General features: G+C 60.5%; 24 protein-coding genes, 1 tRNA gene and 3 pseudogenes. 17 read left to right on the top strand and 11 right to left on the bottom strand.

Annotation, left to right across the window (positions count from 1 at the left end; genetic code table 11):
* Nucleotides 1-285: 285 nt before the first annotated feature.
* The 3 genes from QTA57_RS05775 to QTA57_RS05765 form a co-directional block, all read right to left on the bottom strand.
* Entirely contained in the window at nucleotides 286-783 is a 498-nt protein-coding gene (locus QTA57_RS05775) for a GNAT family N-acetyltransferase (protein ID WP_290154081.1), read from the bottom strand.
* Nucleotides 780-1376, bottom strand: coding sequence for an HD domain-containing protein (locus tag QTA57_RS05770; protein ID WP_290154080.1), 597 nt, complete (start codon nucleotides 1374-1376; stop codon nucleotides 780-782). Before QTA57_RS05770 ends, QTA57_RS05775 begins: the two co-directional genes overlap by 4 nt.
* A gap of 315 nt (nucleotides 1377-1691) precedes the next feature.
* Nucleotides 1692-2177, bottom strand: a complete 486-nt coding sequence (locus QTA57_RS05765; protein WP_290154079.1) for a DUF417 family protein — start codon at nucleotides 2175-2177, stop codon at nucleotides 1692-1694.
* Nucleotides 2178-2333: 156 nt separating this feature from the next.
* On the opposite strand from QTA57_RS05765, the gene QTA57_RS05760 reads away from it, so the two are divergent.
* Nucleotides 2334-2888 (top strand): TetR/AcrR family transcriptional regulator, encoded by a 555-nt coding sequence (locus tag QTA57_RS05760; protein ID WP_290154078.1) that lies wholly within the window; start codon nucleotides 2334-2336, stop codon nucleotides 2886-2888.
* Here QTA57_RS05760 and adhP read toward each other — a convergent pair.
* A complete protein-coding gene (gene adhP / locus QTA57_RS05755) occupies nucleotides 2878-3906 on the bottom strand; it encodes an alcohol dehydrogenase AdhP (protein WP_290154077.1) in 1029 nt (342 codons plus the stop codon). The two genes, QTA57_RS05760 and adhP, sit on opposite strands and share 11 nt — an antisense overlap.
* A 167-nt stretch (nucleotides 3907-4073) precedes the next feature.
* Between adhP and ahcY the strand changes: the two genes are divergently transcribed.
* Together ahcY and QTA57_RS05745 are read left to right on the top strand one after the other, a co-directional pair.
* On the top strand, nucleotides 4074-5465 hold the full coding sequence (ahcY, locus tag QTA57_RS05750; RefSeq protein WP_145214158.1) for an adenosylhomocysteinase: 1392 nt from the start codon (nucleotides 4074-4076) through the stop codon (nucleotides 5463-5465).
* A gap of 361 nt (nucleotides 5466-5826) precedes the next feature.
* Nucleotides 5827-6537 carry an extensin-like domain-containing protein gene (locus QTA57_RS05745; protein ID WP_290154076.1) on the top strand — a complete coding sequence of 237 codons (711 nt, stop codon included), beginning with the start codon at nucleotides 5827-5829 and terminating at the stop codon, nucleotides 6535-6537.
* On the opposite strand, the gene QTA57_RS05740 is transcribed toward QTA57_RS05745, so the two are convergent.
* The gene (locus QTA57_RS05740) at nucleotides 6534-7133 is read right to left on the bottom strand and encodes an HD domain-containing protein (protein WP_290154075.1); all 600 of its coding nucleotides are present in this window, start codon (nucleotides 7131-7133) and stop codon (nucleotides 6534-6536) included. The two genes, QTA57_RS05745 and QTA57_RS05740, sit on opposite strands and share 4 nt — an antisense overlap.
* 403 nt (nucleotides 7134-7536) lie before the next feature.
* Here QTA57_RS05740 and QTA57_RS05735 point away from each other — a divergent pair, with 403 nt between their 5' ends.
* Together QTA57_RS05735 and QTA57_RS05730 are read left to right on the top strand one after the other, a co-directional pair.
* Entirely contained in the window at nucleotides 7537-7878 is a 342-nt protein-coding gene (locus QTA57_RS05735) for a DUF2853 family protein (RefSeq protein ID WP_145214152.1), read from the top strand.
* Between the two features lie 315 nt (nucleotides 7879-8193).
* Nucleotides 8194-9066 (top strand): carbohydrate ABC transporter permease, encoded by an 873-nt coding sequence (locus QTA57_RS05730; RefSeq protein ID WP_290154074.1) that lies wholly within the window; start codon nucleotides 8194-8196, stop codon nucleotides 9064-9066.
* Between the two features lie 12 nt (nucleotides 9067-9078).
* On the opposite strand, the gene QTA57_RS05725 is transcribed toward QTA57_RS05730, so the two are convergent.
* The 3 genes and pseudogenes from QTA57_RS05725 to tsaD all read right to left on the bottom strand — a co-directional run bounded on the left by QTA57_RS05725 (nucleotide 9079) and on the right by tsaD (nucleotide 11525).
* Nucleotides 9079-9498: an EVE domain-containing protein gene (locus tag QTA57_RS05725; protein ID WP_290154073.1), complete on the bottom strand. Its 420-nt coding sequence runs from the start codon at nucleotides 9496-9498 to the stop codon at nucleotides 9079-9081.
* 5 nt (nucleotides 9499-9503) lie between these two features.
* Nucleotides 9504-10449 (bottom strand): annotated as a pseudogene (locus QTA57_RS05720) (NAD(P)H-dependent glycerol-3-phosphate dehydrogenase).
* Nucleotides 10446-11525, bottom strand: a complete 1080-nt coding sequence (gene tsaD / locus QTA57_RS05715; RefSeq protein ID WP_290154072.1) for a tRNA (adenosine(37)-N6)-threonylcarbamoyltransferase complex transferase subunit TsaD — start codon at nucleotides 11523-11525, stop codon at nucleotides 10446-10448. The pseudogene QTA57_RS05720 and the gene tsaD overlap by 4 nt, the downstream one beginning before the upstream one ends.
* 48 nt (nucleotides 11526-11573) lie before the next feature.
* Here tsaD and QTA57_RS18560 point away from each other — a divergent pair, with 48 nt between their 5' ends.
* From QTA57_RS18560 to QTA57_RS05695, 6 genes are all read left to right on the top strand, one after another.
* Nucleotides 11574-12461 carry a uroporphyrinogen-III synthase gene (locus tag QTA57_RS18560; protein ID WP_407933499.1) on the top strand — a complete coding sequence of 296 codons (888 nt, stop codon included), beginning with the start codon at nucleotides 11574-11576 and terminating at the stop codon, nucleotides 12459-12461.
* Nucleotides 12377-12640 (top strand): hypothetical protein, encoded by a 264-nt coding sequence (locus QTA57_RS05710; protein ID WP_290154071.1) that lies wholly within the window; start codon nucleotides 12377-12379, stop codon nucleotides 12638-12640. Before QTA57_RS18560 ends, QTA57_RS05710 begins: the two co-directional genes overlap by 85 nt.
* Nucleotides 12637-13641 carry a COG4223 family protein gene (locus tag QTA57_RS05705; protein ID WP_290154070.1) on the top strand — a complete coding sequence of 335 codons (1005 nt, stop codon included), beginning with the start codon at nucleotides 12637-12639 and terminating at the stop codon, nucleotides 13639-13641. The genes QTA57_RS05710 and QTA57_RS05705 overlap by 4 nt, the downstream gene beginning before the upstream one ends.
* Nucleotides 13642-13653: 12 nt before the next feature.
* Nucleotides 13654-14628: a heme biosynthesis protein HemY gene (locus QTA57_RS18345; RefSeq protein ID WP_330696761.1), complete on the top strand. Its 975-nt coding sequence runs from the start codon at nucleotides 13654-13656 to the stop codon at nucleotides 14626-14628.
* Nucleotides 14625-15173 carry a tetratricopeptide repeat protein gene (locus tag QTA57_RS18340; protein ID WP_330696760.1) on the top strand — a complete coding sequence of 183 codons (549 nt, stop codon included), beginning with the start codon at nucleotides 14625-14627 and terminating at the stop codon, nucleotides 15171-15173. The genes QTA57_RS18345 and QTA57_RS18340 overlap by 4 nt, the downstream gene beginning before the upstream one ends.
* Before the next feature lie 43 nt (nucleotides 15174-15216).
* A tRNA-Thr gene (locus QTA57_RS05695) sits at nucleotides 15217-15292 on the top strand.
* Nucleotides 15293-15348: 56 nt separating this feature from the next.
* Here QTA57_RS05695 and QTA57_RS05690 read toward each other — a convergent pair.
* Both QTA57_RS05690 and QTA57_RS05685 read right to left on the bottom strand, forming a co-directional pair.
* The gene (locus QTA57_RS05690; RefSeq protein WP_290154069.1) at nucleotides 15349-16386 is read right to left on the bottom strand and encodes a Hint domain-containing protein; all 1038 of its coding nucleotides are present in this window, start codon (nucleotides 16384-16386) and stop codon (nucleotides 15349-15351) included.
* An 87-nt stretch (nucleotides 16387-16473) separates the two neighbouring features.
* Nucleotides 16474-18054, bottom strand: coding sequence for a Hint domain-containing protein (locus QTA57_RS05685; RefSeq protein ID WP_290154068.1), 1581 nt, complete (start codon nucleotides 18052-18054; stop codon nucleotides 16474-16476).
* Between the two features lie 257 nt (nucleotides 18055-18311).
* Between QTA57_RS05685 and dapE the strand changes: the two genes are divergently transcribed.
* The 6 genes and pseudogenes from dapE (at nucleotide 18312) to QTA57_RS05660 (ending at nucleotide 25038) form a co-directional block, all read left to right on the top strand.
* Entirely contained in the window at nucleotides 18312-19460 is a 1149-nt protein-coding gene (gene dapE / locus QTA57_RS05680) for a succinyl-diaminopimelate desuccinylase (RefSeq protein WP_290154067.1), read from the top strand.
* A gap of 84 nt (nucleotides 19461-19544) precedes the next feature.
* Nucleotides 19545-21802: pseudogene (rnr, locus tag QTA57_RS05675) on the top strand (ribonuclease R).
* A 179-nt stretch (nucleotides 21803-21981) separates the two neighbouring features.
* Nucleotides 21982-23030: pseudogene (locus QTA57_RS05670) on the top strand (lytic murein transglycosylase); the annotation flags it as partial.
* A complete protein-coding gene (locus tag QTA57_RS18555; protein ID WP_407933508.1) occupies nucleotides 23010-23324 on the top strand; it encodes a peptidoglycan-binding domain-containing protein in 315 nt (104 codons plus the stop codon). The pseudogene QTA57_RS05670 and the gene QTA57_RS18555, both read left to right, overlap by 21 nt.
* Nucleotides 23321-23776 (top strand): VOC family protein, encoded by a 456-nt coding sequence (locus QTA57_RS05665; protein ID WP_290154066.1) that lies wholly within the window; start codon nucleotides 23321-23323, stop codon nucleotides 23774-23776. The genes QTA57_RS18555 and QTA57_RS05665 overlap by 4 nt, the downstream gene beginning before the upstream one ends.
* Before the next feature lie 167 nt (nucleotides 23777-23943).
* Nucleotides 23944-25038, top strand: a complete 1095-nt coding sequence (locus QTA57_RS05660) for a calcium-binding protein (RefSeq protein ID WP_290154065.1) — start codon at nucleotides 23944-23946, stop codon at nucleotides 25036-25038.
* A 6-nt stretch (nucleotides 25039-25044) separates the two neighbouring features.
* Here QTA57_RS05660 and QTA57_RS05655 read toward each other — a convergent pair whose 3' ends face one another.
* Entirely contained in the window at nucleotides 25045-25905 is an 861-nt protein-coding gene (locus tag QTA57_RS05655) for a D-amino-acid transaminase (RefSeq protein ID WP_290154064.1), read from the bottom strand.
* Nucleotides 25906-25909: the final 4 nt, after the last annotated feature.

Raw genomic sequence — 25909 nt, 5'->3', positions numbered from 1 at the left:
ACTGTTACCTCAGCTTACATATTGTAGATATTGCTGACTCGCGTGCCGGGGTCAAGAGCGACTAGGTTGAGAGCAGATCACAGAACAGGAGATATCCAATGTTCCGCGCCCCCTCGAACCGCAGAAACGCCAATAAAATTTGGGATGCTCCAAGTTATTGGTCTCGTATGGAAACCACGCCCGCGCCGCGGTTTCCGGTGAAGGGTCACAACCGGCGTCTCCTCCGGCGGTGGCTGCGAGATACAGGTATCCTGTAATCTTGCTTACACTTGGCAGCGTTGGGGATCAGCGCAGATCATAGCGCTTAAGGCGCTTGTCCACCACGCTGCCATCTTTTAGGCGAATGCCAATGATCGTGTTGTAGTCTTCGAACCCTCGGCTTTGATAATAGGTCAGCCCACTCTCATTATCCGCCCGGATGTTGGCGTTGATCCAACCATATCCCAGATCGCGCGCGGCGATCTCGGTCGCCTGAAACAGCCGCGATCCGATACCCAATCCATGGCTTTTCGGCGTTACGAATGTCGCGATTTCGGCGGCGTCTTGCGGCAAGTAATCAGCTGGCTCAATCCATTGAAATCCCAAGATGCGCCCGGTCTCTCCTTCGGCCACGTGCCACGCACTTTGGCTGGCGTCTCGCGCCATCCATTCCGCGAGGTCTTGGCTCATCACCGGCTCGGTATGGGCAGTTGTGCCGCCAATTGCGATGATCTGATTGAGCAGGTCCGCCATGCCCCGCGCATCAAGTGGATGCGCGGCACGAATGTGAATCTCCTGGGTCATAGCCCGGCCAAAAGCGCCGCATGGCGGCTGGTAAACTCAGCTCGTGCTTCGGCAGGCGGGCGCAGGCGTAGTGTGAGCCCGTCGATCACATCTTGCTTCGGTCGACCAAAGAACTTGTCGGCCTCCGCCTCCGCAAAGCCAGCCAGTTGGGTCGCCTCCAGCCAAGCCGAGATTCTGTCCGCCCGCTTGATTTTCGCCTTCACGGTTTTCGGAATTGCCGCCGGGAGGCCAAACCGCAAATGGATCGCCGCACTCAGACGTTCATCCAGCGCGCCATAGCCAGGCCCGACCGCCGCTTTCACGGGCGAGATCATGTCACCGATCACATATTCCGGGGCATCATGGAGCAGAGCCGCCAGACACCATTTCACCGGCGCATCAGATGCAATGCGACGAAAGATTTCTTCGACAAGAAGGGAGTGCTCTGCAACCGAATACGGATAGTCCCCTGCCGTTTGCCCGTTCCAGCGCGCGACAAACGCAAGGCCATGGGCGATGTCTTCGATCTCGATATCGACAGGTGTTGGGTCCAGCAGGTCTAACCTGCGACCCGACAACATGCGCTGCCAGGCACGGGGAGGCTGTTTCGGCATTTTTTGGTCCGGCGGTTGCTGTTCCCGATAGGGATAGGCGGCAGAAGCGCAAAGAACAACGGGCGACTGAACGGAAGAATTTTCTAGGCATGTAACGGGTTTTGCGCTTACGCTTTTCCTTCAACGTGCAATTTTAGGGAGAATTTCAATGTCCAAAGACGGCGGAAAAGACGGCAAAGGCCCCGGCACCACCCCGGGTGGTGGCAAAGGGGACGAAAAGGGCGGCAAAGGTAAGTAAGCCGATTTGTTAGGTTCTTATGTTCAGAAAGGGCCGCGTTCCGTGACGCGGCCCTTTGCATTTAGGTACTCGGACGATCAGTCAGCCGAGGCGCTCAGGGCATTGCCTAGGGCAAAGACCGACGCCGCTAGCAATACAACATCTTTGAGCAGGAACTGCCCCGGCACGACCGAGATCGCCAAGCGGCCATGCTCTGGCAGAAATACGCCAGGCGTCGAGACGAAGAAGCTGAGCGTCAGCACGAATGTGGCGATCGCCCCGAGTGCCCCGATCACGGCCAGTTTCGGCGCGAAGAACCGTGCGGCAAGCAACCCGGCGATGATCAGTTCCACTGTGCCGATCAGACCTGAGACTGCGGTTTCTGACCAGGCGGCATAGGTCCAGCCCAGAAACGGCGAGTTTTCGGCAAGTCCGCGGATGGCGGCGGCCTCATAGGCGGTGAATTTCATACCCCCGAACCAGAGAAAGACGAGGATCAGCCCCGCAAAAATCGCTTTGCCGGCGAGGTCGGTGATCTGTGCGCCCAAATCGGCCCGGGTGCCTGTTGCGGTGAGTATGGTCATGGTGTGGTTCCTTTTTGGTATATTTCGTTGGTGTTCTGGGTGGCTGCCTCGGTGGAGTTGCCAACCGCTGCGGCCTGGGATAGAAGTTACGGACCGTTCGGTCAACAATAATTACGGACCAATCGGTAACATACCTGTGACCTTGAGGAGACCGCAATGGCCCGCCCCCGCGCCTTTGACCCAAAAGAAGCCCTGGATCAGATACTGTCGCAGTTCTGGGCGGGCGGATATCACGCCACCTCGCTCCAGGATCTGGAGCGGGTGACCGGATTGAAGAAACAATCGCTTTATCGAGAATTCGGCAACAAGGACGCGATGTTCGCAGCAGCGCTCGGCCTCTACGGAGATCGGGAAATGGCGGTGATTTCAGAAATACTGCGGTCGCAGGACACCCCGCAGGCCCGGATCAGAGCCCTGTTCGACGCCATCCTCGCCCCAGTTCACGATGGCGACAGGCGCGGGTGTTTCTTGTGCAACACGGCGATTGAGCACGCCCCGGATGATCCGGAGGTGCAGGCATATACGGCGGCGGGAATCGCAGCGACCAAAGAGTTGTTTGCCCAAGCGCTGAGCCTGACGCCGAATGCGGAGGCAGACGCACGTCGCCTCACTTCAGGGTATTTCGGGCTTCGCGTCATGGTGCGCGGCGGCGTGCCTCTGCCAGAGCTTCAGGCCGCGGCAGAGGCATTGGTCGCCGGGATCAAATCTTGAGTACGATCCGCCCGTCGATCTGACCCGCGCGCATCCGGTCAAAGATCGCGTTGATATTCTCCAACTTGTCCCAGGCGAAATGCGACGCGACTTTTCCTTCGGCGGCAAACTCCAGCGACTCGCGCAGATCGTTCCGCGTGCCGACGATTGAGCCGCGCACAGTGATCCGCTTCAGGACGATCTCAAAGATTGGCAGCGGGAAATCGCCTGGCGGGAGACCAACCAGAGACATGAACCCACCCCGACGCAGCATGCCAACAGCCTGGCTGAAAGCGCTGTTTGAGACAGCGGTGACCAAGACGCCGCGCACGCCTCCCATCTGGCTTTGCAACTCACCCACGGGGTCATCATCCACCGCATTGAAAGTCAGATCAGCCCCCAAATCGCGCGCCAGTTTCAGCTTATCCTCGGCAATATCGACAGCCACCACATGCAGCCCCATCGCCTTGGCATATTGCACCGCCATATGACCAAGCCCGCCAATACCTGAGATCGCCACCCAATCGCCGGGCTTCGCCTCCAACTCCTTTAAGCCCTTGTAAACCGTGACCCCCGCGCAGAGCACCGGGGCTGCCGGACCGAACTCCAGCCCAGACGGGATGAGACCGACATAATTCGCATCCGCCCGCACGAACTCGGCATACCCGCCATCGACAGAATAGCCTGTCATCTGCTGGCTCTCGCACAGCGTTTCCCAACCGCCCACGCAGTGTTCACAGCGCCCGCAAGCGGTATGCAGCCATGGCGCCCCGATTCGATCGCCTTCTTTCAGATGGGTAACGCCTGCCCCAACGGCGGCCACCTCGCCCACCCCTTCATGCCCCGGCACAAAGGGCGCGGTCGGCTTCACCGGCCAATCCCCCTCGGCTGCATGCAAATCGGTATGGCAAACGCCGGAGGCATGTACCCGCATCAACACTTGGCCAGGTCCGACCTCTGGCACCGGCAGTTCGCGGATTTCCAACGGCTGACCAAGGGCCGGGACGACAGCGGCTTTCATTGTTTTGGGCAGGGACACAGGCGTTCTCCTATAAGTTGCGCTTAGACGCAGATTACAGGTTCTAGTTGTCAGCTGTTTGACACGGATCAAAGCGGAGGGTTTTCCATCCCAGTGTCGGCATTGCCGCGCCCGGGACCGCCTGCTATGTGCGCGGCAAAGCTGATATGCCCGAAGGAGGCGAGGACGTGACCGACTATATCGTCAAAGATATTGCCCTGGCCGAGTATGGCCGCAAAGAGCTGGATATTGCAGAAACCGAAATGCCGGGCCTGATGGCGCTCCGCGAGGAATATGGCGACAGCAAACCGCTCAAAGGCGCGCGGATCGCAGGCTCGCTGCATATGACGATTCAGACCGCGGTTCTGATCGAAACGCTGGTGGCCCTTGGTGCCGATGTCCGGTGGGCATCCTGCAACATCTTCTCCACGCAAGACCATGCCGCCGCCGCAATTGCCGCCGCTGGCGTCCCGGTCTTCGCGATCAAAGGCGAGACGCTGGAAGAATACTGGGATTACGCCGACAAAATCTTCCATTTCGAAGAGGGCGGCTGCAACATGATCCTCGACGATGGCGGCGACGCGACGCTGTACATCTTGATGGGTGCCCGCGTTGAAGAAGGTGAAGAGGACCTCATCGCCGTCCCCACCAGCGACGAAGAGGTCGCCCTGTTCGACCAAATCCGCAAGCGGATCAAGGAAAGCCCCGGCTGGTTCGTGAAGCAGCGTCACATGATCCAAGGCGTGACCGAAGAGACCACGACCGGTGTGCATCGCCTCTATCAGATGATGGAGAAAGGCCACCTGCCCTTCCCGGCGATCAACGTCAATGACAGCGTCACCAAATCGAAATTCGACAACAAATACGGCTGCAAGGAATCGCTCGTCGACGGCATCCGCCGCGCCACCGATACGATGATGGCCGGCAAGGTTGCGGTCGTGTGCGGCTATGGCGATGTGGGCAAAGGCTCCGCAGCGTCGCTGCGCGGCGCGGGCGCTCGGGTGAAGGTGACAGAGGTCGACCCAATCTGCGCGCTGCAAGCCGCGATGGACGGGTTCGAAGTCGTCGTTCTGGAAGATGAACTGCCAAATGCGGATATCTTCATCACCACCACCGGCAACAAAGACGTCATCCGCATCGAGCATATGCGCGAGATGAAGGACATGGCGATCGTCGGCAATATTGGCCATTTCGACAACGAAATTCAGGTCGCGGCGCTGAAGAACCACAAATGGACCAACATCAAAGAGCAAGTGGATATGATCGAGATGCCCTCGGGCAACCGTCTGATCCTGCTCTCTGAGGGCCGTCTGCTGAACCTCGGCAATGCGACCGGTCATCCGTCCTTCGTGATGTCGGCGAGCTTCACCAACCAAGTTCTGGCGCAGATCGAGCTCTTCACCAAGGGCGAAGAGTATCAAAACGAGGTCTATGTTCTGCCGAAGGTGCTCGACGAGAAAGTCGCGCGGCTGCACCTGAAAAAGATCGGTGTGAAACTGACCGAGCTGGCGAAAGAGCAGGCCGACTATATCGGTGTCGCTCAGGAGGGGCCGTTTAAGCCCGAGCATTACCGCTACTGATTGCCCACAGAGAACAAAGCAGGCCGGCCCTTGAGCCGGCCTTATCTGGACGTGGCTGCATCGAGCCCACCCAATCACTCGGGCGTCATCGGCAGACATCGCATCGATACTCGCGTGTGGTACCGTTTTCCGACGTCAGATGAGCAACGAAACGCGTGCCGCCCGGACCATGGTATGGTTGGTGTCTAGCTGCTGATACGGAGTTTAGCACCGCTCTCGGCTTGTTCGGAGCGGTTTTCAGGCGGATGTGAAGCCACGATCCGGTTTGCAGCAAAGCCTTTCTCGAAGCCGCGTGATATACCGCGCATCGTAATGCCCAGTTTTGGCGAAACTCCAGATAGACTCTCAGAGAAAGGAACCAATGCGGCGGATCGGACGGGTCTTGGTGTCTTTGCTCTGGCTGAACTTGCTTGGCGCGGGCGGTCTGTGGTTGATGACCGATCCGCGCAGCCCTCTGCCGGATGGCTGGAATCCGATTACGCCTTTGGATGTCTCAGCGCCGCCATCATGGCTCACGCCGGTGAAACTCCGCGCGGCGCTGGCAACCTCTGAGACATGTATCGCGGCGCTCGAAGGACATGCTGAGTTTCAGCATCTCGACCCGCTCCACGACAGTGACCAGTGTTATATCGACCCTCGGCTGCGTGTGTCATCCGTTGGATCGGTGGCGCTTGAGCCGCTGGAGACCACCTGCGCCGTCGCGCTCCGACTGGCGATGTGGGAGCGGCACACACTCCGCGCGACAGAAGGAACGCTTGGGCAAGAAGTCACTGCGCTGCGCCATCAGTCGAGCTATAATTGCCGCCGTATTCGAACCCCATCGGGCGATGGTCGGCGGATGAGCAGCCATGCTACCGCCGAGGCGATCGACATTCGTGGGGTGGTTTTGGCGAATGGGCAGCGGCTCGATCTGCTCGAAAATTGGCAAGGAGAGAGCACAGAGGCGCAGTTTTTCCGCACCTTGCGGGATGGGGCCTGCCGCTGGTTCGTGACCGTGCTCGGGCCGGAGTTCAATCGTCTTCACGCCGACCATTTCCATTTTCAATCAACGGGCTGGGGCGCCTGTCGCTAAGCGGTCAGAGCCGAAACATACCCCTCGCGGATCACATCCGGATCATAGGCTTTCCGCGCAAAGACCTCACGCACCAACGGCTCGAAATGCGCAAGTGGCATCGGCTCATAACCCGGATCGAAACTCGACTGATCCCAACGCTCGCAGAACGTCGCGCAGCTCTCGAAACAGGGATGGTCTTTGAACCGCTCCCGGGCATTCCGATCCCAGCCATAATGATGCGCGTAATAGAGCATCTGGAAAATCCCGTGATGCTCGACGACCCAGGCCACATCCCACCGAACGAAAGGCCGAATGACTTCCGCCGAAAACCGGTCGTGGTTCTGGGGTGCCAGCCCATCGCCAATGTCATGCAGAAGCGCGCCGACGATCCAGTCGAGATCGGCCCCGTCGCGTTCGGCTCGGGTCGCGGCTTGCAGCCCGTGATCCAACCGGGTGATCTTGTAGCCTTCGAGCGACACCTCCCCCTGACGGCGAAGCTCATCCAGAACACGATCAGCCGTTAGCGCCAGGTAGGGCTTCTCCAACTCTTCCAGCAGCGCGTAATCCTCAGCCGTGCCATCTTTCATCTGGGTGAAACTGACTGTTTTGCTCATTGACTGCCTCCGACGGCATAAAACCCGATATCTTGCGCGGCGCCTGCGGACAAAGTCGCCGCTTGGGCCGCCAGCACCTCATCATACAGACCCAACGAGATAGGGTCTAACAATGTCGATGGGGCAGCAGATTGATCCAACTTTTCTCTGCATCCTGCCACCATGCCAACATCGCATAATCCCGCGCCATATTAGCTTGGCGCAGCTCAGATGTGACAACGCCAATGCGTCGTCTTCTCCCCATGCCACGCGCAATAGGGCGCATTCCGCGCCATATCCGAAGGCGGATTCGCGCAGGACTGATGCGTGTATGCGCCATTTCCCCTTTCTTTTTTTAGCACTTCGCGCCACTCTCCGCCCGCCAAAAGGGGGAACCCCCAACCACAACAACAGGGAGTATGTGATGGGCAAGAGAGACGATTTGATCGCCGTCTATGCGGACGATCTGCGCAACAAATGCGGCATGACGCCGGATATGGATCTTCTGACGAAAGTGACGATCGGCTGCGGTCCGGCGATTTATGACGCTGATGCATCGACCGTCGCTGGCACGCAAGCAAGCGAGCTGGAGACCGTAAAGAACAATTTTCTGATCAAGAAACTCGGCCTCGCCGATAGCCCCGCTTTGATGGAGGCGATCAACAGCGTGATCGAAACCTATGGCAAGTCCGAGCGCAACAAATACCGCGCGGTGGTCTATTACATGCTGACCAAACATTTCGGCAAAGAGAGCGTTTACGCTTAAGCCTGACAAATCGGCAGAAATGCCAGAAGGCCCGCCCGTGCCGCGGGCCTTTTGCATATCTTGGTTCGCAGATCATTTAGCTCAAATTCTCAAGGCAATTCCTTTGGGCCTGACATTGGAATCCGCTATCTATGCCTTGACGCCCAGCCAGTATGGCGGGCCCTCAAATTGAACACGTGCGGAGCGAGGTAAGCGCGTGGGTGTTGGAGGGTCCCGGGGGTCGGGGCCCTCCATTCTTTTGCGGTTGTCTTAGCGCCTCTATTCTCCGACATTGACCAGACTTCAGATGAACGGCCCAGATGTGGGAACGGTCAGATGAACCCGCCCGACATCCGAGACCTGCCAAATCTGATCGCGACCTCTTTCATGCGAACCCGCCCTCTGGCCGACCATCTGATCCTAATCCTAGGCTGCGCCTTCATGATGGGGCCGGTGGTGCTTTTGGTGCTGGCGTCCTTGGATATGAGCGCGATCCTTGGGACCGGCATGCTGGAGCGCGGCTCCTGGGCCGCCTTGTTCGGACCGCATAACCAAGTGCTCTTTACCGAAGACCTGTTTGGGAATGGCGTCGACGGGACTGGCATGTTGATCAATTCGGTCATCGTCGCGGGTGGCATCGCGATCTTGAAAACCGGGCTTTCGCTACTGGCCGCCTTCGCGCTTGTCTGCTTCCGACTGCGCGGGGCCACGTTTCTCTTTGGGCTGATCCTTCTGCCGATGTTCTTCCCGATTGAAACCCGCATCCTGCCGACATTCCTGGTGACGGATGATCTGGGCCTTTTGAACTCCTACTGTGGGATGATCCTCCCAATTGTGGCGACGGGGCTTGGTACCCTCGTGTTCCGCCAGTTTTTGCGACAGATTCCCGGCGAACTTTTTGAGGCCGCGCAGCTGGACGGTGCGGGCCCGATCCGATTCCTGGTTGATATCTTGATTCCGCTTGCCCTGCCGATGATCGCCGCGCTTTTTGCGATGCTCTTCGTGCTCGGCTGGAACCAGTACCTTTGGCCGCTGATGATCAACACGACCGCCGAAGAGTATTATACAATTGTGCGCGGCATTCAGCGCGCGGGAACAGGCTCAAGCACCGGCATGGCCCTCGGTGTTTTGGCAATGCTGCCGCCGGTTGTGGTGATGCTGATCGCGCAGAGATGGATCTTGCGCGGTCTGGCTCAAGCGCTGCAATAAGCACGGCTCAGATCAGGACGGAACGCCCCCCATCTCGCAGATCGTGGCCCATTCATCCGCGCTGACCGGTTGCACCGACAGCCGCGAGTTTTTCACCAGAACCATATCGGCAAGGCGCGGATCGGCTTTGATCTGCTCTAATGTCACCGGGTTCGGCACAGCGGTCACCGCCTTGATGTCCACGCATTCCCAACGTTCGTCATCTGTCGTGCTGTCGGGATGCGCCTCAGCGATCACCTCAACCACGCCGACAATCTCTTTGTCCTTCTGCGAGTGATAGAAAAAGCCGCGATCACCCATCTTCATCTCCCGCATGAAATTGCGCGCTTGGTAGTTGCGGACCCCGTCCCATTCTTCTCCCACATCGCCCTTCGCCACTTGTTGATCCCAGGACCAGGTGGAGGTTTCGGATTTGAACAGCCAATAGCGCATCGGGATTACTCCGGTTTCAAAGGGCGGGTCAGCAACGTCTCGATGACAGCTTCCAGCGTTGCGGCGCCGCTGGCAAGGGCTGCAACCGCTTCGGCAATCGGTGTGTCGAGATCGGGCCGTGCGGCCAGTTCCTGCGCCGTCGCCAGACCTTCGACGGTGATGTTTGCGTCAAACCTCTCGCCCCGCGCCAGGGCCATGCCAAAGCGCATGTTGCGGGATTTCTCCGACGTGCAAGTCAAAACCAGATCGCCAAGGCCGGAAAGCCCAGACAGCGTTGCATCCTCCGCGCCCGCCGCACTGGCCACCCGGCGCATCTCGGCAAAGCCCCGCGCCATCAACGCCGCGCGCGCGCTTTCGCCCAAACCCGCGCCAATCACCGCACCAGCCGCAATCGCGATGACGTTTTTCAGCGCTCCGCCAAGCTCGGCCCCGATCACATCGGTGCTGCGATAAAGACGGAGCGCCGGGGTGCAGCGCCGCTTGCAGCGCAGCGCCGGTGGCCTCGTCGGCACAAGCCAAGGTCAGCGCGGTCGGGAGCCCGCTGGCCAAATCTTGAGCGAAGCTTGGGCCAGTCAGCTGCGCAACCTGCGCCTCGGGCCGCGCCTGTGCGATCAATGCTGTCGGGCCAAGCCCCGTCGCGCGATGAATGCCTTTGGCGCAGGAGACGAGAGTTCCGGCTCTCGCGGTGTCGCCTGCAAGAAAGTCATCAAGCTTCTGCGTTGGGATCGCGATAATCAGGATCTCGGCGGTCAGGTCTTCCGGAGCCCCGGTCACACGAACCGTCTCTGGCAAGCTGTGCCCCGGCAAGCGCGCCGCGTTTTCGCGCCCCGTTTCTATCGCGGCCGCCCCTTGCCGGGCCCAAAGTGTCACCGGATGCCCCGCTCGGCCCAACGTGATCGCAAGGGCCGTGCCAAAGGCCCCTGCGCCCGCGATATCAACCGGTACAGTCATGCTTTTGCGCCTTTTTTACCTGAGCCGAGAAGTGCCGGGCGGCTTGTGTCGAGCGGCCAGCGCGGGCGCGCGGCAAGGTCCATGCCGTCGCGGCGGCCTGCGCGATAGGCCTCCAACCCCGCATAGGCGATCATCGCTGCATTGTCGGTACAAAGCGCCAGCGGCGGCGCAATGAAAGGCAGATCAGCCTCAGCGGCAACCGCCTCAAGCGCGGCGCGCAAGGTCTGGTTTGCGGCAACGCCTCCGGCCACGGCAAAGCCGGTGAGACCGGTTTGCCCCGCCAAAGCGCGACGCGACTTCTCGGCCAAGACATCGCGCACGGCAGCCTGAAACCCGGCACAGATATCCGCCCGGTCTTGCACCGTCAGGCCCCCTGCCTCCGCCACAAGAGCATCGCGGGTGCGCAACACCGCAGTCTTCAGGCCGGAAAACGAAAGGTCGCACCCGGGACGGTCCAACAGCGGGCGCGGCAGCGCGAACCGCTTTGCATCGCCCGCCTTCGCCTCGGCCTCCACCGCCGGGCCGCCAGGTTGCGATAGGCCAAGAATGCGAGCGATCTTGTCAAATGCCTCGCCCGGCGCGTCGTCAATCGTCCCGCCAAGCCTTGAGAAATCCTCCGGCCCGTCGACGCGCAAAAACTGGCAATGTCCACCCGAGACCAGCAGCATCAGATACGGATAAGCCAATCCATCTGTCAGCCGTGGGGTCAGCGCATGACCCGCCAAGTGATTGACCCCGATCAACGGCTTCCCAAGACCAAAGGCCAACCCCTTGGCCGCCATCACCCCCGACAGCACCCCGCCGATCAGCCCTGGCCCTGCGGTGACAGCGATGGCGTCAATCTCGCTCAAAGTAACGCCCGCCTCCGCCAGAGCTTGCTCCACCAGATGATCGAGCCGCTCCGCATGGGCGCGCGCCGCGATCTCGGGCACCACACCGCCAAAATCCGCATGCAGATCGGCCTGCCCCCAAACAACCGAGGCCATCACGCGCGGCGTACCGTCATCGCGCAGCACGGCTGCGGCCGTATCGTCGCAGCTGCTTTCCAGGCCAAGAAGGGTGAGAGGCGTCGTCATGATCGGCTTCGTTGCTAGGGCGTGAGATCGCAGGTAACACTCGGGTCCATGCCTGACAATGCCGCCCCCTTGTTGCTTCTGACGCGCCCGACCCGGGTCGCCGAACGGTTTGCCGCGAGGTTTGACGGCCAGATCGAGGTGGTGATCGCCCCCTTGCAAGAGATCGTACCGCTTGAGGTGACGCTGAACTTGGCAAGTGTCGGTGCCTTGGCATTCACCTCGGGCCACGCTGTGGAGCGCTTTGCGACCCTGTCCGCCCGGCGCGACATACCGGCGTTCTGCGTTGGGGATCGGACGGCCGAGGTCGCCCAAGAGATCGGGCTCGCGGCGACATCGGCCGCAGGCACTGTGGATGATTTGGCGGCACTAATCTTGGCGGCTGCTCCAAGGGGCGAAATCTTGCATCTGCATGGGCAGCATCTGCGCGGCGATCTGACAAGCGCCTGCGACAGGGCGGCCTCGATGCAAGAGGGCTGGCGGTCTATGCGCAGACGCCCTGCCCGCCACCCCCGACATTCCGCGCGGCGATCACAAGCCGGCGCCCCGTCATCGCGCCACTTTTCTCGGCCCGCAGCGCCGAACTCTTTGCCCAAGCACTTGGTGAGACGCCGGTCGAAGGTCTTGTCTTGCCCTGTCTCAGCCCGGCCATCCACGCGGCCTTGCCAAGCCATTTGCGAGCCTTTGCCGACCCTGCCGCAACGCCCGATGCCGAGGCATTGGCTGCGGCAATATCGAGACATATTTCCCCCTAGCGGCGCCTTGAGGGGCATGCGACCCTTGGCTAAGCTGACTCGGGTGCTCTGTCGGGCTCGACAACTAGACGCGTGCTTTGCAATTGAAGGAATGGCTTGGTGGCAAGGAAGACCTCAAACCGCTCGGGCGGTGGCGATCAGACGGATGAGGATCAAAGAGACGCCGGTGCCGCCGACGATGTGACCAGCGAGACGGAGCAGGCGGCCGCCGAAGACAGCGCCACCGCAGACGAACCGCGCCAAGCCGAAGCTGCGCCGACCGAAGAGCCCCCGAGGCCACGGAGCCATCCACTGACGATAGCGCCGAGCCGGGGCCGACACCTGAACCGGTGGCGGACCCTGCGACGGCACCCCAGAGGGTGATCGAACGGCGCGGGCCGGGATTCCTCCCGCTGGTTCTTGGCGGCGTGGTCGCGGCGGGAATCGGCTATGGCACCGCCTATCTTGGCTACCTGCCCGTTCCGAGCGATGACACCGCGCTGGTGGCGCTGAGCGATGCGGTTGACGGGCAAGGCACTCAACTCGCCGCGCTCGACACCCGGGCCAGCGGGATCGAAGCCCAGATCGCGGGTTTGCCAGAGATCCCCGAGGTCGATTTCTCGCCGTTAGAAACGCAAATCGCTGATCTGAACGCAACAATGCAAGAAATGGCGACCCAGATCTCCGCATTGGAAGCACGCCCGATCTTGTCTGGCGAGGGTACGGCTGATGAGGCCGCTATGGCCGCGGCAATGGCCGAGTTGCAGGCCAACCTCCAGGAACAGCAGACCGCCAATGCCGCGCTGGCCGAGCAAATCGCCGCTGCCGCTGCGGATGCCGAAGCCCGGATCGCTGCCGCCGAAGAACGCGCGCAATCGCGCGTCGGCACTGCGACCGCTCAAGCGGCCCTAAGCCAGCTCAGAATCTCCGTCGCGGCAGGGAACCCCTTTGCCGACGCGTTGAACGATGTGGCCGCAAATGCCGGGGTCGACGTACCAGATGGCCTCGCCGCCGCGGCGGAAACCGGCGTTCCGACCTTGGAAGAGCTGCAAGCAGGCTTTCCCGCCGTGGCCCGGGCGGCCCTTCCCGTCGCCCTTAGAGAGACCGCAGGGGACGACACAATGGGCCGCCTCGGCGCCTTTGTCCGCGGTCAAGTGGGCGGACGTTCCTTGGAACCGAGGGAGGGCCATGACCCCGATGCGATCCTCTCGCGCGCCGAGGCCGCCGTTGCAGCGGGCGACCTGACAAGCGCCCTCAGCGAGTTGGAGGCGCTGCCCGAACCCGCGCGCGATCAGATGGCCATCTGGATCACCGAGGCCCAGACCCGTCTTGCCGCGACCGAGGCGCTTGATGCGTTCTCTGCCGCGCTTGACGGCGCGAACTAAGGAGCTGCGGCGATGTTATGGTCCCTGCTCAAAATCATCGTGTTCGTGGTCATCGTGGCCAGCCTGACGCTTGGCGCGGGATATCTGCTGGAACTGGGCGATCTGGTCCTGATCACAGTTGCGGGCCGGGAATATGCGCTGACCCCGCTGACGGCTGTTTTCGCGGCGCTGATCTTGCTGCTCGCCGTGTGGCTTGTTCTGCGCATCGCTGGATTTCTGGTCGCGACGTTGCGGTTCGTCAACGGCGACGAAACCGCGATTTCGCGCTATTTCAACCGTCGTGGAGAGCAAAAAGGCTACCAGGCGCTGGCCGATGGCATGCTTGCGTTGGCAGCCGGTGAAGGCCGTTTGGCAATCCGCAAGGCGCAGCGGGCTGAGGGATATCTCCATCGGCCCGAGATCACCAATCTGATCGTCGCCCAAGGTGCCGAGATGGTGGGCGACAGGGCCCTGGCCACGGAGACCTTGAAAGAGCTTGTGCAAGATGATCGCACCCGGTTCGTCGGCGTACGCGGCTTGATGAAGCAGAAGCTCGACGCTGGCGATACCGATACGGCCTTGAAACTGGCTGAGAAGGCGCTGGCGCTGCGGCCTCAGCATGAGGAAGTGCAAGACACGCTGTTGCAATTGCAAGCGCAGGCCGAAGATTGGCGCGGGGCGCGCGCAACCCTGACCGCCAAGCTGCGCGCCGGCAATCTGCCACGTGACGTGCACAAACGCCGCGATGCCGTTCTGGCCCTGGCCCATGCCCGTGAGGCGCTGGCCGATGGCAAGATCGAGGAGGCCCGACGCGACGCCTCCGATGCCAACGGCAAATCTCCCGATCTGGTGCCCGCCGCAGTCATGGCAGCCCGGATGGCGATTGACGAAGGCAAACCCGCTTCGCGACCCGGATCATCCGCAAAGCCTGGGACGCCGCGCCACATCCCGACCTCGCAGCGGCCTTTGCGGCAATTGAGCCTGAGGAAACCCCGTCGGAGCGGTTGAAGCGATTCCGGGTCTTGCTGGCGCGTCATCCGGGCCACGCAGAAACGCGCCTTTTGGAGGCCGAATTACAAATCGCGGCAGAGGACTTCCCGAAAGCCCGCGCCGCCTTGGGCGATCTGGCCGAAAGCCAGCCCAGCGCCCGCTCGCTGACCATTATGGCCGCGATTGAGCGCGGCGAAGGCGGCGAGGATCAACTGGTCCGCGCTTGGCTGGCCAAAGCCGTCACCGCCTCGCGCGGGCCTCAATGGACCTGCTCCGCTTGCGGCCATGTGCATGGCGACTGGCAGCCCATTTGCGGCCATTGTGATCGGTTCGATACGTTGAGTTGGGAAGAAGCACCGCAAAGCGAGGCGGCCCTCTCGGGTCCAACACAGATGCTCCCCCTGATCGTTGGCGCGTTGGAAAACCAAAGCAGCGACACCGAGGTGACAAGCGAAGATATCAGCCAAGATGGCCCAACTGACCAGGACGCGCCAGACGCTGACATCGTCGATATCGAGCCAACCAACGGGACCGAGACCGCGGATGTATCAGCCCGAAATTAGGGCTACCCATTGCCGAACAAGCTTGCTAACAGAGCGCCTGGATGCCGCTGTAGCTCAGCTGGTAGAGCACGTCATTCGTAATGATGGGGTCGTAGGTTCGAGTCCTATCAGCGGCACCACTCTTCTTCATCATAACCGCGCAAACCAGCTGATGCTGGTGCAAGCAGAACGACGCCTACGCCGCGACACGTCTGTGCTGCGCGATGAGTGACAAAAGACTCTGCGCCGCAGCGCGGTCCAAAGTTGGGTAATCCGGGCTCGCATCTGCTGCGGCCAGTTGACCGGTGCTGCGGCCATTGGCGCTCAACATATCGCCAAGGAGAAGCGTCTCCAATCGGCACCGCCCAACACTTACACAGTCATGATCATCAAGAAGGAAATGATGGAACACACGCGTCGGCTGCGTGTAGTCCCGCTTGGCGGAGACGCCGTTGACCAAATCGCCGGCGCGGATAAACACACGTTCCTCGCCAAACAGGTATTCCACATCGGTGCCGTCCATCAAAATCCGATGCTGCGGTGACACTCGGCAATCCTGCGTCAGGCCGAAATAGGGCGCGCGCAACAAAACCGGCGCCATCGATCCCTGACAGAGGACTTCGCGCTGTCCGGCCCACCGGACGGTTTGCGGGCCACGGTTCAACGTGTCGACGATCATTCCCGGGCGCAAATCCTCAACCCGAACAGGCCCGGTGGGCGTTTTGATCGGTGTGCCGCTTTCGAAACAGGGCAGTGGGCCAACAGGAACCGGATGCGTGGCGACGGCCGCCAAGGTCAGCGCCTCCAGATACCGCTCGGTCTGCGGCATGAAATCGGCCAAGAGCGGACGCGTGCTCACATGCGGACGCAGCAATAATCGCAGCCCGCGATCGGGGTTTTGAATATCGACCAGCGCTTCGCGCCCGTCGGCATCAGCATGATAGTGCAGCAGGAAGGTCTCCCCCGGCTCCAACATCCCCGGCTCCGTCGAGATCTCAAGATCTCGATGGTAGATGCGGATCGCCCCGTCGGACATCCGATAAAGCCCAAACTGTTCGGTCGCATCGCCATGTCCGGCCCAGAGCCGCACAGGCCGGGCACCTCCTCGGGTCAAGCGACCTTCGATGATCAAAGTGATCGGATGGCGTGGATGATCTGGCAAGCTGGGCCGTGACGCAGAGACCTTCTGGCCCCTGATCTGCCCGGACGCATCCCAAATGGCGATCCAACTCATCTTACCCACCTCAAACATCTTCTTCTTGCATCCAATCTCGCATGGGATTGTGGGTGGATTTGACCGGAACTGCGGCAATTTCAGGGCTCATGCAAACAGCGCCCGTGCCTCATATCCCCGGAGGCTGGGCAGAGCGGAGGCCCCATAGCCCAAACCTGTCTCCGGGTCGATTTCGGGAAACAGCGCCAAAAGCTCAGATCGGATACCATCATCAAGCCCCGGGAGGGTCTGCGGCCCCGGCAAGAAGCTTTCTGTCAGCAGCCCATTCGACCAAATGACCTCATGCGCATCGAAAAGCAGGTGGAAATACTCTACGTTGCCGCCTTCTTCGATCCGCACACTGCAGTCATTGACCAGATCCTTCGCCGCCACCAAAACCTCATCTTCGCCAAACAGAAGCTCGGCCATGTGATGTGTCATCATCACCCGATGCTGAGGCGATAGGCGCAAGGTGCCATGCCGACCAAAGGTGCCAGCCTCGATCACAACCGGCGCAAAGCGGCCCTCGGCGGCCACCTCTCGGCTGCCGATCCAGCGAATGGGCTGTACGCCATGATCGCGCGTCACCACCATGTCGCCAACACGCAGATCTTCGACCAAGACGTCTCCGCGATCGGTCAAAATCTTGGTCCCGCGCACAAAACAGGGAATCGTCGTGATCGTGACGAAGGCCGTATCCGAAATCCCATCGGCGTTTTCTGATGTGTAGCTGAAATTCACCACATCCGAGTCGGTCAACCCAACCAGATCGGCAGGCGGCGCAACCGCCAGTGTGCCATCGGGCTGCAATGTGATCACATGGCCCGAACTGAGGTCAACGCTCTCCCCTGGAAGCACTTCTTGGCCGTTGATATGCGTAACGATTGCCACGCCAACCCCGTCTCCATCATTCGCCAAGACATCGACGATGGCGGTCTGCGTCTCAAAGACCGTCTGCGCGTCATCGCCCGCGATATATTCGCCCTGGATGCTGTTGCCCGCGATAAGCAAAGCTGAATCGTAGTTGCTATCGCCCACATCGGCGATGCCAAACTTGATCGTGTTCACCTCGCCCTCATTCACCGGGATCAACAGCCGCAGGGTGACAGTGAACCCGTCCATCTCGGTGTTGTAATCATCGCCGGTGTTGTCGACGAACAGCGTCTCGTTTTCCGTCTGGTTGACCGAGTTGATCTGCGTGACCTCGAAAATCGGCGAGGTCACCAACTGGCCATTGATCCAGACCGCCACCACATCGTTGTAGAGCGATCCAGTAAACTCCGGATATTCTTCCGACGCGAACGTGAACTGCATCGACAAGATATCCGTGTCGGGGATGAAATCGACCTCCATCACCGACGCGTCATAAGTCCTACCACCGGCCACCGAGTTGAAATCGGATCGGTTGTTGTCACCGCGCGTGTTGGTCGAGGTGTTGGTGCGCGTATTGGGGTCACCCCCACCATCGCGCGTGATATCGCGGACGCGACCGGTCGAAAGAACCAAGCCGCTATCCGACGGGGTCAACCCGCCAGAGATACTGTCGCCATTGCTCCAGATCCCCGAGGAATTGCGATCCCCATCGTAATCCGCATCCACAATCGTCGTGATATTGCCGCCAAAAATCGCTTCCGCCATCTGCATTGCGGATGCATTTGTGCGAATCGTCAGCTCGTCTGCTGTCGCCATATTGGTCTGCCCATGCCTCTTCCAGGCTTGGCAGACTCATCCCAAAAGACCTCGCATCTCCTGCGTAGGTTGGGAAAACTCGATACAAATGCGGTCGTTGCCGCCAGCCTGCCTCAGCCGTTTTTTTCTATTTGAGACAAAATCTGGGCAAAAATGGGGCAAAGCATTGCAACCCAGTGTGAAAGGCCGTTGCTTGTGCCGATCTTGCCGCGCCGTTATCGCTAGATCTGCCGACAATCGCCTCCAAGGACCCTGCCATGACCGACGCCATTGACCCCCAGCGCTTGACCGCTGACCTGATCCGCTGCCCCTCGGTCACGCCCGAAGAAGGCGGCGCGCTGCACTTGCTGCAGGACGCCCTAGCCGATGCCGGATTTATCAGCATTCGCGTGGATCGGAACGGCATTCCCAACCTCTTCGCCCGATGGGGCGGGAAGGGACACGCCAAGACCCTCGGTTTCAACGGTCATACCGATGTGGTCCCCGTCGGCGATGAGGCTGCTTGGACCCATCCACCCTTTGGCGCGGAAGAGGCCGATGGCTGGCTCTATGGCCGGGGCGCGACCGATATGAAATCCGGCGTCGCGGCCTTTGTCGCCGCCGCGATTGATTTCGTGCGAGATACGCCCCCCGACGGCGCAATCATCCTGGCGATCACCGGCGATGAGGAAGGCACCTCGACCGATGGCACCATCGCCATTCTCGACTGGATGGCCGAAGAGGGTGAGGCGATGGCGGCTTGCATCGTCGGCGAACCCACCAGCCTGGAAACCATCGGAGACATGATCAAAATCGGTCGCCGTGGCTCGATGACCGCGTTTTTCACGGTCACCGGCAAACAGGGCCATTCCGCCTATCTCGACCGCGCGCTGAACCCGATGCCCGCCGTCGCGCTCCTTGGCCATCGCCTCTCAACCCACATCCTCGACGAGGGCACCGACCATTTCGACCCCTCCACCTGCGCGGTGACCACAATCGACACCGGCAACACCGCGTCCAATGTGATCCCGGCGCAAACCCGGATGACCGCGAACCTGCGCTTCAACGATACCCATTCCGGTGCATCGCTCACCGATTGGCTGCAATCTGAGGCCGACAAAGTCGCCGCCGAAACCGGCACCACCATCACCATGGAGGTCAAGATCTCCGGCGAGCCGTTCCTAACCCCGCCGGGCCCCCTCTCGGACCTTGTGGCGCATGCCGTCGCCGCAGAGACTGGCCAAACGCCCATCCTCTCCACCACCGGCGGCACCTCGGATGCCCGGTTCGTCAAATCGCACTGCCCGGTTGTTGAACTCGGCCTGGTCGGGCACCGGATGCACCAGGTTGATGAACGCGCCTGGATTCAGGACATTCACGATCTCAAACGTGTCTATGCCCGGGTGCTGACCGATTACTTCGCCTGACATTACACAGACTGCCCTTCGAACATCCCGCCTGCGACTGACTTCGCGCATGACGCGCCCGGTTGCGCGTGCTACCTCCTGATCATGAGCCGTATCCCCTCCAAAGCCGACATCCTCGCCTGGATCGCTGACCACCCCAGTCAGACCTCCAAACGCGACATCGCCAAAGCCTTTCACATCAAAGGCGCGGCGCGGATCGACTTGAAAAAGCTGCTCCGGGAGCTGGAGGAAGAGGGGCACCTGGAAAAGCGCCGCAAAACTTATCGCGACCCTGACAAGTTACCGCCTGTCTCGGTGTTGCAGGTGCTGCCACCCGATGACCTGGGCGATCTCTTCGCCAAACCGCTCGAATGGCACGGCGAGGGGCCCGAGCCACGTATCCTCTTCTCCGCCCGCGCCACCGATCCCGCGCTTGGCGGCGGTGACCGTATCCTCGCCCGCCTGCAAGAAGTGACCGGCGAAGATCACCAATATGTCGCCCGTCTGATCCGCCGGATCGGCACCAACCCGCGCAAAATTCTCGGCGTCTTTCGCAAAACCGCCGAGGGCGGGCGCATTCTGCCCATCGCCAAGGGCAATGACAAAGAATGGTCCGTCGCCTCCGACGCCACCCATGGCGCCAAAGATGGTGAGCTGGTCGAGGCAGAACAGGCTGGCCCGAAACACCGGATGGGCCTGCCCCGCGCGCGGGTCACCGACCGTTTGGGTGACCCCGGCGCGCCGAAATCCGTCTCGCTCATCGCGATCCATGAACATGGCATCCCCGACAGCTTCCCCGATGCGGTGATCGCCGAGGCCGATGCGGCCAAACCCGCCGGCCTGTCGGGGCGCGATGACCTGCGCGATATGCCCCTGGTCACGATCGACCCGGCCGATGCCCGCGATCATGACGACGCCTGCTATGCGCATGCCGATGACGACCCGAAAAACAAGGGCGGGCATGTGATCTGGGTCGCGATTGCCGATGTGGCGCATTACGTCCGCCCTGGAACCGCGCTTGACCGCGAGGCAAAGAAACGCGGCAATTCCAGCTATTTCCCCGACCGAGTCGTACCGATGTTGCCCGACCGGCTTTCCGGTGATCTGTGCTCGCTGCATGAAGGCGTGCCGCGCGCCTGCCTTGCCGTCCGCATGGTGATCGACGCCGAAGGTAACAAGCGCGACCATAGTTTTCATCGGGGCCTCATGCGTTCCGCCGCCTCGCTGAATTACCAAGAGGTGCAAGAGGCGCAAGACGGCACCCCCAACGACAAATGCCAACCGCTGCTCGACCCGGTGATCGCCCCGCTCTACGCCGCCTATGCCGCGCTGAAACGCGCCCGCGCCGCGCGCCAGCCTTTGGAGCTGGACCTGCCCGAGCGCAGGATCGCCCTGGCTGAGGACGGCACAGTGACCTCCGTCGCGTTCAGAGACAGGCTCGACGCTCATAAATTGATCGAAGAATTCATGGTCCTGGCAAATGTCGCCGCCGCCGAGACGCTGATCGCCAAGCGCACCCCGCTCCTGTTCCGGGTGCATGAGGAGCCGGACCCGCAAAAGCTGGAATCCTTGCGTGAGACGGCACAGGCCAGCGGCTTCAACCTCGCCAAGGGTCAGGTGCTGCAGACCCGGCATCTGAACACGCTTCTGAACGCCGCCCATGACACCGATTTCAGCGAGCTGATCAGCATCTCCACCCTGCGTTCGATGCAGCAGGCCTATTACAACCCAGAGAATTTCGGCCATTTCGGCCTGGCGTTAAAGGCCTATGCCCATTTCACCTCGCCGATCCGGCGCTATGCCGATTTGATCGTCCATCGCGCTTTGGTCTCCTCACATGGTTGGGGGCGTGACGGGCTCTCCCCGAAGAGATCGAGCATCTAGACGCAACCGCGAAACACATCTCCGACACCGAGCGCCGCTCGATGATGGCCGAGCGCGACACAACCGACCGCTACCTCGCCGCCTATCTGTCGGACCGCATCGGGGCCGAGTTCACCGGACGGATTTCCGGCATCGCCCGGTTTGGCGCGTTCGTGAAGCTCGACGAAACCGGCGCAGATGGCCTTTTGCCGATGCGGGCGTTGGGCCGGGAATACTTCCACCATGATGCCGAGGCGCAGACGTTGATGGGCGCCGATACCGGCCTGGTCATCGGGATCGGGCAGGAGGTGACGGTGAAACTCGCAGAAGCGGTGCCGGTGACCGGCGGTCTGACGCTGGAACTGGTCTCCATCGATGGCGAAACCATCCGCCACAGCGCCACCCGCACCCGGCGCGGCAAAGCGCCGAGACGGAAGGCTGGGCAGGCCCGGGCCAAAGCCGCGAAGGGCAAAAAGAAAGCTCTGCGCAAGCGGCGCTGAAAAGGTTAACGAATTCTTACGAAACCGCCTGATACATTTGGGTTTTTCGGGAAACCTGGATTTTTTGTAACCTATCGCGCCCGGCAACACCCCGCCCATCATCCGCATTCTGCTTCTTACGTCGCTCTATTCACGCTATAGTCCGATCTGAGCAGAGCAGCGATAAAACAGGTAAAACCATGCGGGGCGTTCTGGCCGGTTTCGGCATATTTTTCGGCTTATTTTCAACGGCTTCCCTGGCCTTGCCACCGGATGCATCGCTTCGACCTCTACCGCGCCCAGTGCCATCGGTCACCGTCTCGACGCAGCAAACCGACCTGGCGATCCGCAGTTCACTCCGCCCGATTGCGCGCGGCGTCACCCCTCCAGCCCAGACCGTGTCACTGACCCAATCGAGCGCAAACGACGCCAGTTTTCGCCAATGGATTCAAAGGTTTCAGACCCGAGCGCGCGCAGCAGGCATCTCGCAAAACACCCTCGACCGCGCCTTTCGCGGTGTGCAGTTGAACGAAACCGTCATCAACCGGGACCGCAACCAATCCGAATTCAACCGCACGCTGTGGGACTATCTCGACACCGCTGTCTCTGACACGCGGGTTCGCAATGGTCGGAGTGCAGTCAGCACCCATCAACGTGTCTTACAGCAGGTGGAACAGACCTATCGCGTCGAGGCCGAAGTGGTCGCCGCGATCTGGGGGTTGGAGAGCGCCTATGGCAATATTCGCGGTGATATCAACATCATAGAAGCGATGGCCACGCTAGCCTATGAGGGCCGGCGGCAGGATTTTTCGAGGCGCAACTGCTCGACGCGCTCCGCATTCTGCAATCCGGCGAAGTGCAACCCGACCAGATGACCGGCTCTTGGGCCGGTGCGATGGGCCATACCCAGTTCATGCCCAACAGCTATCTGCAACACGCCGTCGACATCACCGGCGACGGTCGCCGTGATATTTGGTCTGACAATCCCGCCGATGCGCTGGCCTCCACCGCCAACTACCTGCGCAGCTTTGGTTGGACCTATGGTCAGCCTTGGGGCATGGAAGTGATGCTGCCGACCGGTTTCGACTATGCGCAAACCGGCGAACGCATCAAACGCAATGTAAGCCATTGGAACTCCATGGGGGTTCGCCTCACCGACGGCAGCCGTATCCCCAACCATGGCCGATCTTCGATCCTCTTGCCCGCCGGATCGCAAGGCGTGGCTTTGGTGATTTTCGACAATTTCCACGTGATCGAACGCTACAATCCTGCCGATGCCTATGTGATCGCCGTTGGTCACCTCTCGGATCGGATCACCGGCGGCACCAGTTTCCGCGGAACCTGGCCGCGCGGAGATCGCGCCCTGACGCGAGACGAACGCGAAGAACTTCAACGTCGCCTGACCCGGGCCGGTTTCTCGACCAATGGGATCGATGGGATTGTCGGCCCAGAAACCATCGATGCGGTGCGCCGTTATCAAGCCTCCATCGGCCAGACACCGGATGGTTACGCATCGCTTCGGATCTTGGACCGTCTCAGATGAGCCGGAACTTCAAAATCCGCGCGCTCGGCGAGATCGCCATTCGCTGCAACGACTTGGGGCCGATGGTCGCGTTCTATGAAGAGACGCTCGGGCTTGAACGCATGACAGGCAATGCCACATCCGGCATCGTGTTTTTTCGCATCGCCGAAGGGTTTGGCGGCCACACCTCGGTCCTTGCCCTATTCGACAAAGGCTATAATGCACGCCCGGGCCTCCACCCTGCCGGTCCCGAGGCACCAGAAACCGGCGCGCGTTCTTCTCTCCACCATATCGCGCTCAGCCTGCCCTATGCTGAGCAGGAGGCCGTCATGGCCTGGTATGACGAGCAAGGCCTGCCCTATCGGGTCGAGTATTTTGAGTGGATCGGCTGGCGCGGGATTTTCACAGAAGATCCTGAAGGCAATACGGTTGAATTGGTCGCGTATGATTCGTCTCTTTTGAAAGAGAATTGAAAAAAGACGCGGCGATCGTTTCGAGTTCTTGGACGGTCCGCGCCGCGCGATATTATTGTCCTCGAAACAGTTGATTAATAGGAGAAATCCGATCAATTTGTCCAGTTTTCAATAGCATAGAGCTCCTTCATATTGGCTTGGAGTATTAACACCTTGGGGGCTTAAAAATGCTTAGTGGAGTTTCAATTCTTGCTCTCCTTCTGGGAGGGGTCGCACTTACCGCACTGATAAATGATGACGATGATTCGTCGAATGACGGTGCGGAAGACCCGACCGTCGAGGAACCGCCCGTCGCAGACGGGACCGTTCTTGGCACGCCCGAGGACGATCTTTTGCAAGCCACCTTGGATCAGAACACAGTTTTTGGGCTCGAAGGTGACGACATTATCACCGGCTCGGGCGAAGCAGATTCACTCCATGGAGGGGATGGAAACGACACCATTGATGGCGCCTTTGGCAATGATGCGTTGTTTGGCGGCGAGGGTGACGACTACCTGAATGGCGAGCGCGGCAATGACAGCATCCGCGGCGGGCTAGGTGACGACCAACTGGCCGGAGATCTCGGCGCGGATACGTTGGTTGGCGGTGCCGGGAACGACGGTCTCTTTGGGGAAGAGGGCAACGATTCTCTTTCGGGGAATGACGGCGACGACCGCCTGTTCGGTTCTTCCGGGAATGACATACTCAGCGGCGGCGACGGTAATGATGACCTATTTGCGGGTACCGGCGACGACAGTCTCAATGGCGGCATCGGCAATGACACAATAGATGGTGGATTCGGCAATGATCTGCTGCGAGGTGGTGAAGGGGGTGATTTGGTCTTCGATTTCTTTGGGAATGACACACTCTTCGGTGGCGACGGCAATGATATCCTGGACGCACGGGACGATGCCGGTAGCTTGACCACGACCTCAGACTCGCTGAGTGGCGGTGAAGGCGATGACACCCTCGTTGCCGACAATGGCGATGTGCTGACTGGCGGCGCAGGTGAGGATGATTTCCGCGTCGCTCATGTCGATGGCACCAGTGATGTCACGATCACCGACTATGAGACCCTGGGAGACGAGCTCATCATCGACGCGGTCTTGCCAAGCTCAATCAATGCGATGGGCCCCTCAAATCTCAGCTATCAGGATGGAGCTGGCGAATTGGAGGTATTACTGAACACGCCGGACGGTGTGAGCGTCGTTGTCGCACGCCTGACAGGGCTGACAACCGCCGATACAATCAACGCAAACTTGATGATCACGACCGTTCCATAAGACAGGTCAGATCGCGGCTTTCCGGCTTTCGTCGAGATAAATCTCGCGGAGCCGGGAGGCCACATTCCCTGGCACGCCGGTGCCAACAGCTTGCCCGTCGATCTCAACAACCGGCATAACGAAAGTCGAGGCCGAGGTCACAAAGGCTTCGTCCGCGGCTTTCGCTTCATCCATGGTAAAGGCGCGTTCCTCGACCTTCATCTGTGCTTCTCGCGCAAAGCGCAAAACCGCTGCGCGTGTGATTCCATGCAAAATCTCATTGCCCAGATGCCGGGTAATGATGGTGTTGCCCTTGACGATATACGCATTGTTGGAGGTGCCCTCGGTCACTGCGCCATCCTCAACCATCCAGGCATCATCCGCCCCCGCCGCCTTGGCCATCATTTTGCCCATCGACGGGTAGAGCAGTTGCACGGTTTTGATATCGCGGCGCCCCCACCGTTGGTCTTCGATCGAGATCACCTTGATCCCCGTCTTCGCCGCCGGGCTTTCCGCGAGGCCAGGTTTGTTCTGGGTGAACAGCACAATCGTCGAAGGGGTATCCTCGGCCGGATACGCAAAGTCCCGATCCGCCGCTGCACCGCGAGTGATCTGCAGATAGACAAGCCCGTCAGTGATCTCGTTCCGCGCGACCAATTCGCGGTGAATCTCCAGAAGCGCGTCCATCGTCACCGGCGTCTGCATCTCAAGCTCATTGAGCGACCGCTCGAGCCGCGTAGCATGGCCTGCGAAATCAATCAGCTTGCCATCCAGGACCGAGGTCACTTCATAAACCCCATCGGCAAACAAGAAGCCGCGGTCGAAGATCGAGATTTTGGCCTCGGTTTCCGGCAGATAATCGCCATTCACATAAACGATGCGAGTCATCGGT

The sequence above is a fragment of the Fontisubflavum oceani genome, from assembly GCF_030407165.1.
GTDB classification, from domain to species: Bacteria; Pseudomonadota; Alphaproteobacteria; order Rhodobacterales; family Rhodobacteraceae; genus Rhodophyticola; species Rhodophyticola oceani.
The sequence above is the reverse complement of the archived record's forward strand: the minus strand, read 5'-3'. Positions and strand labels throughout refer to the sequence as shown.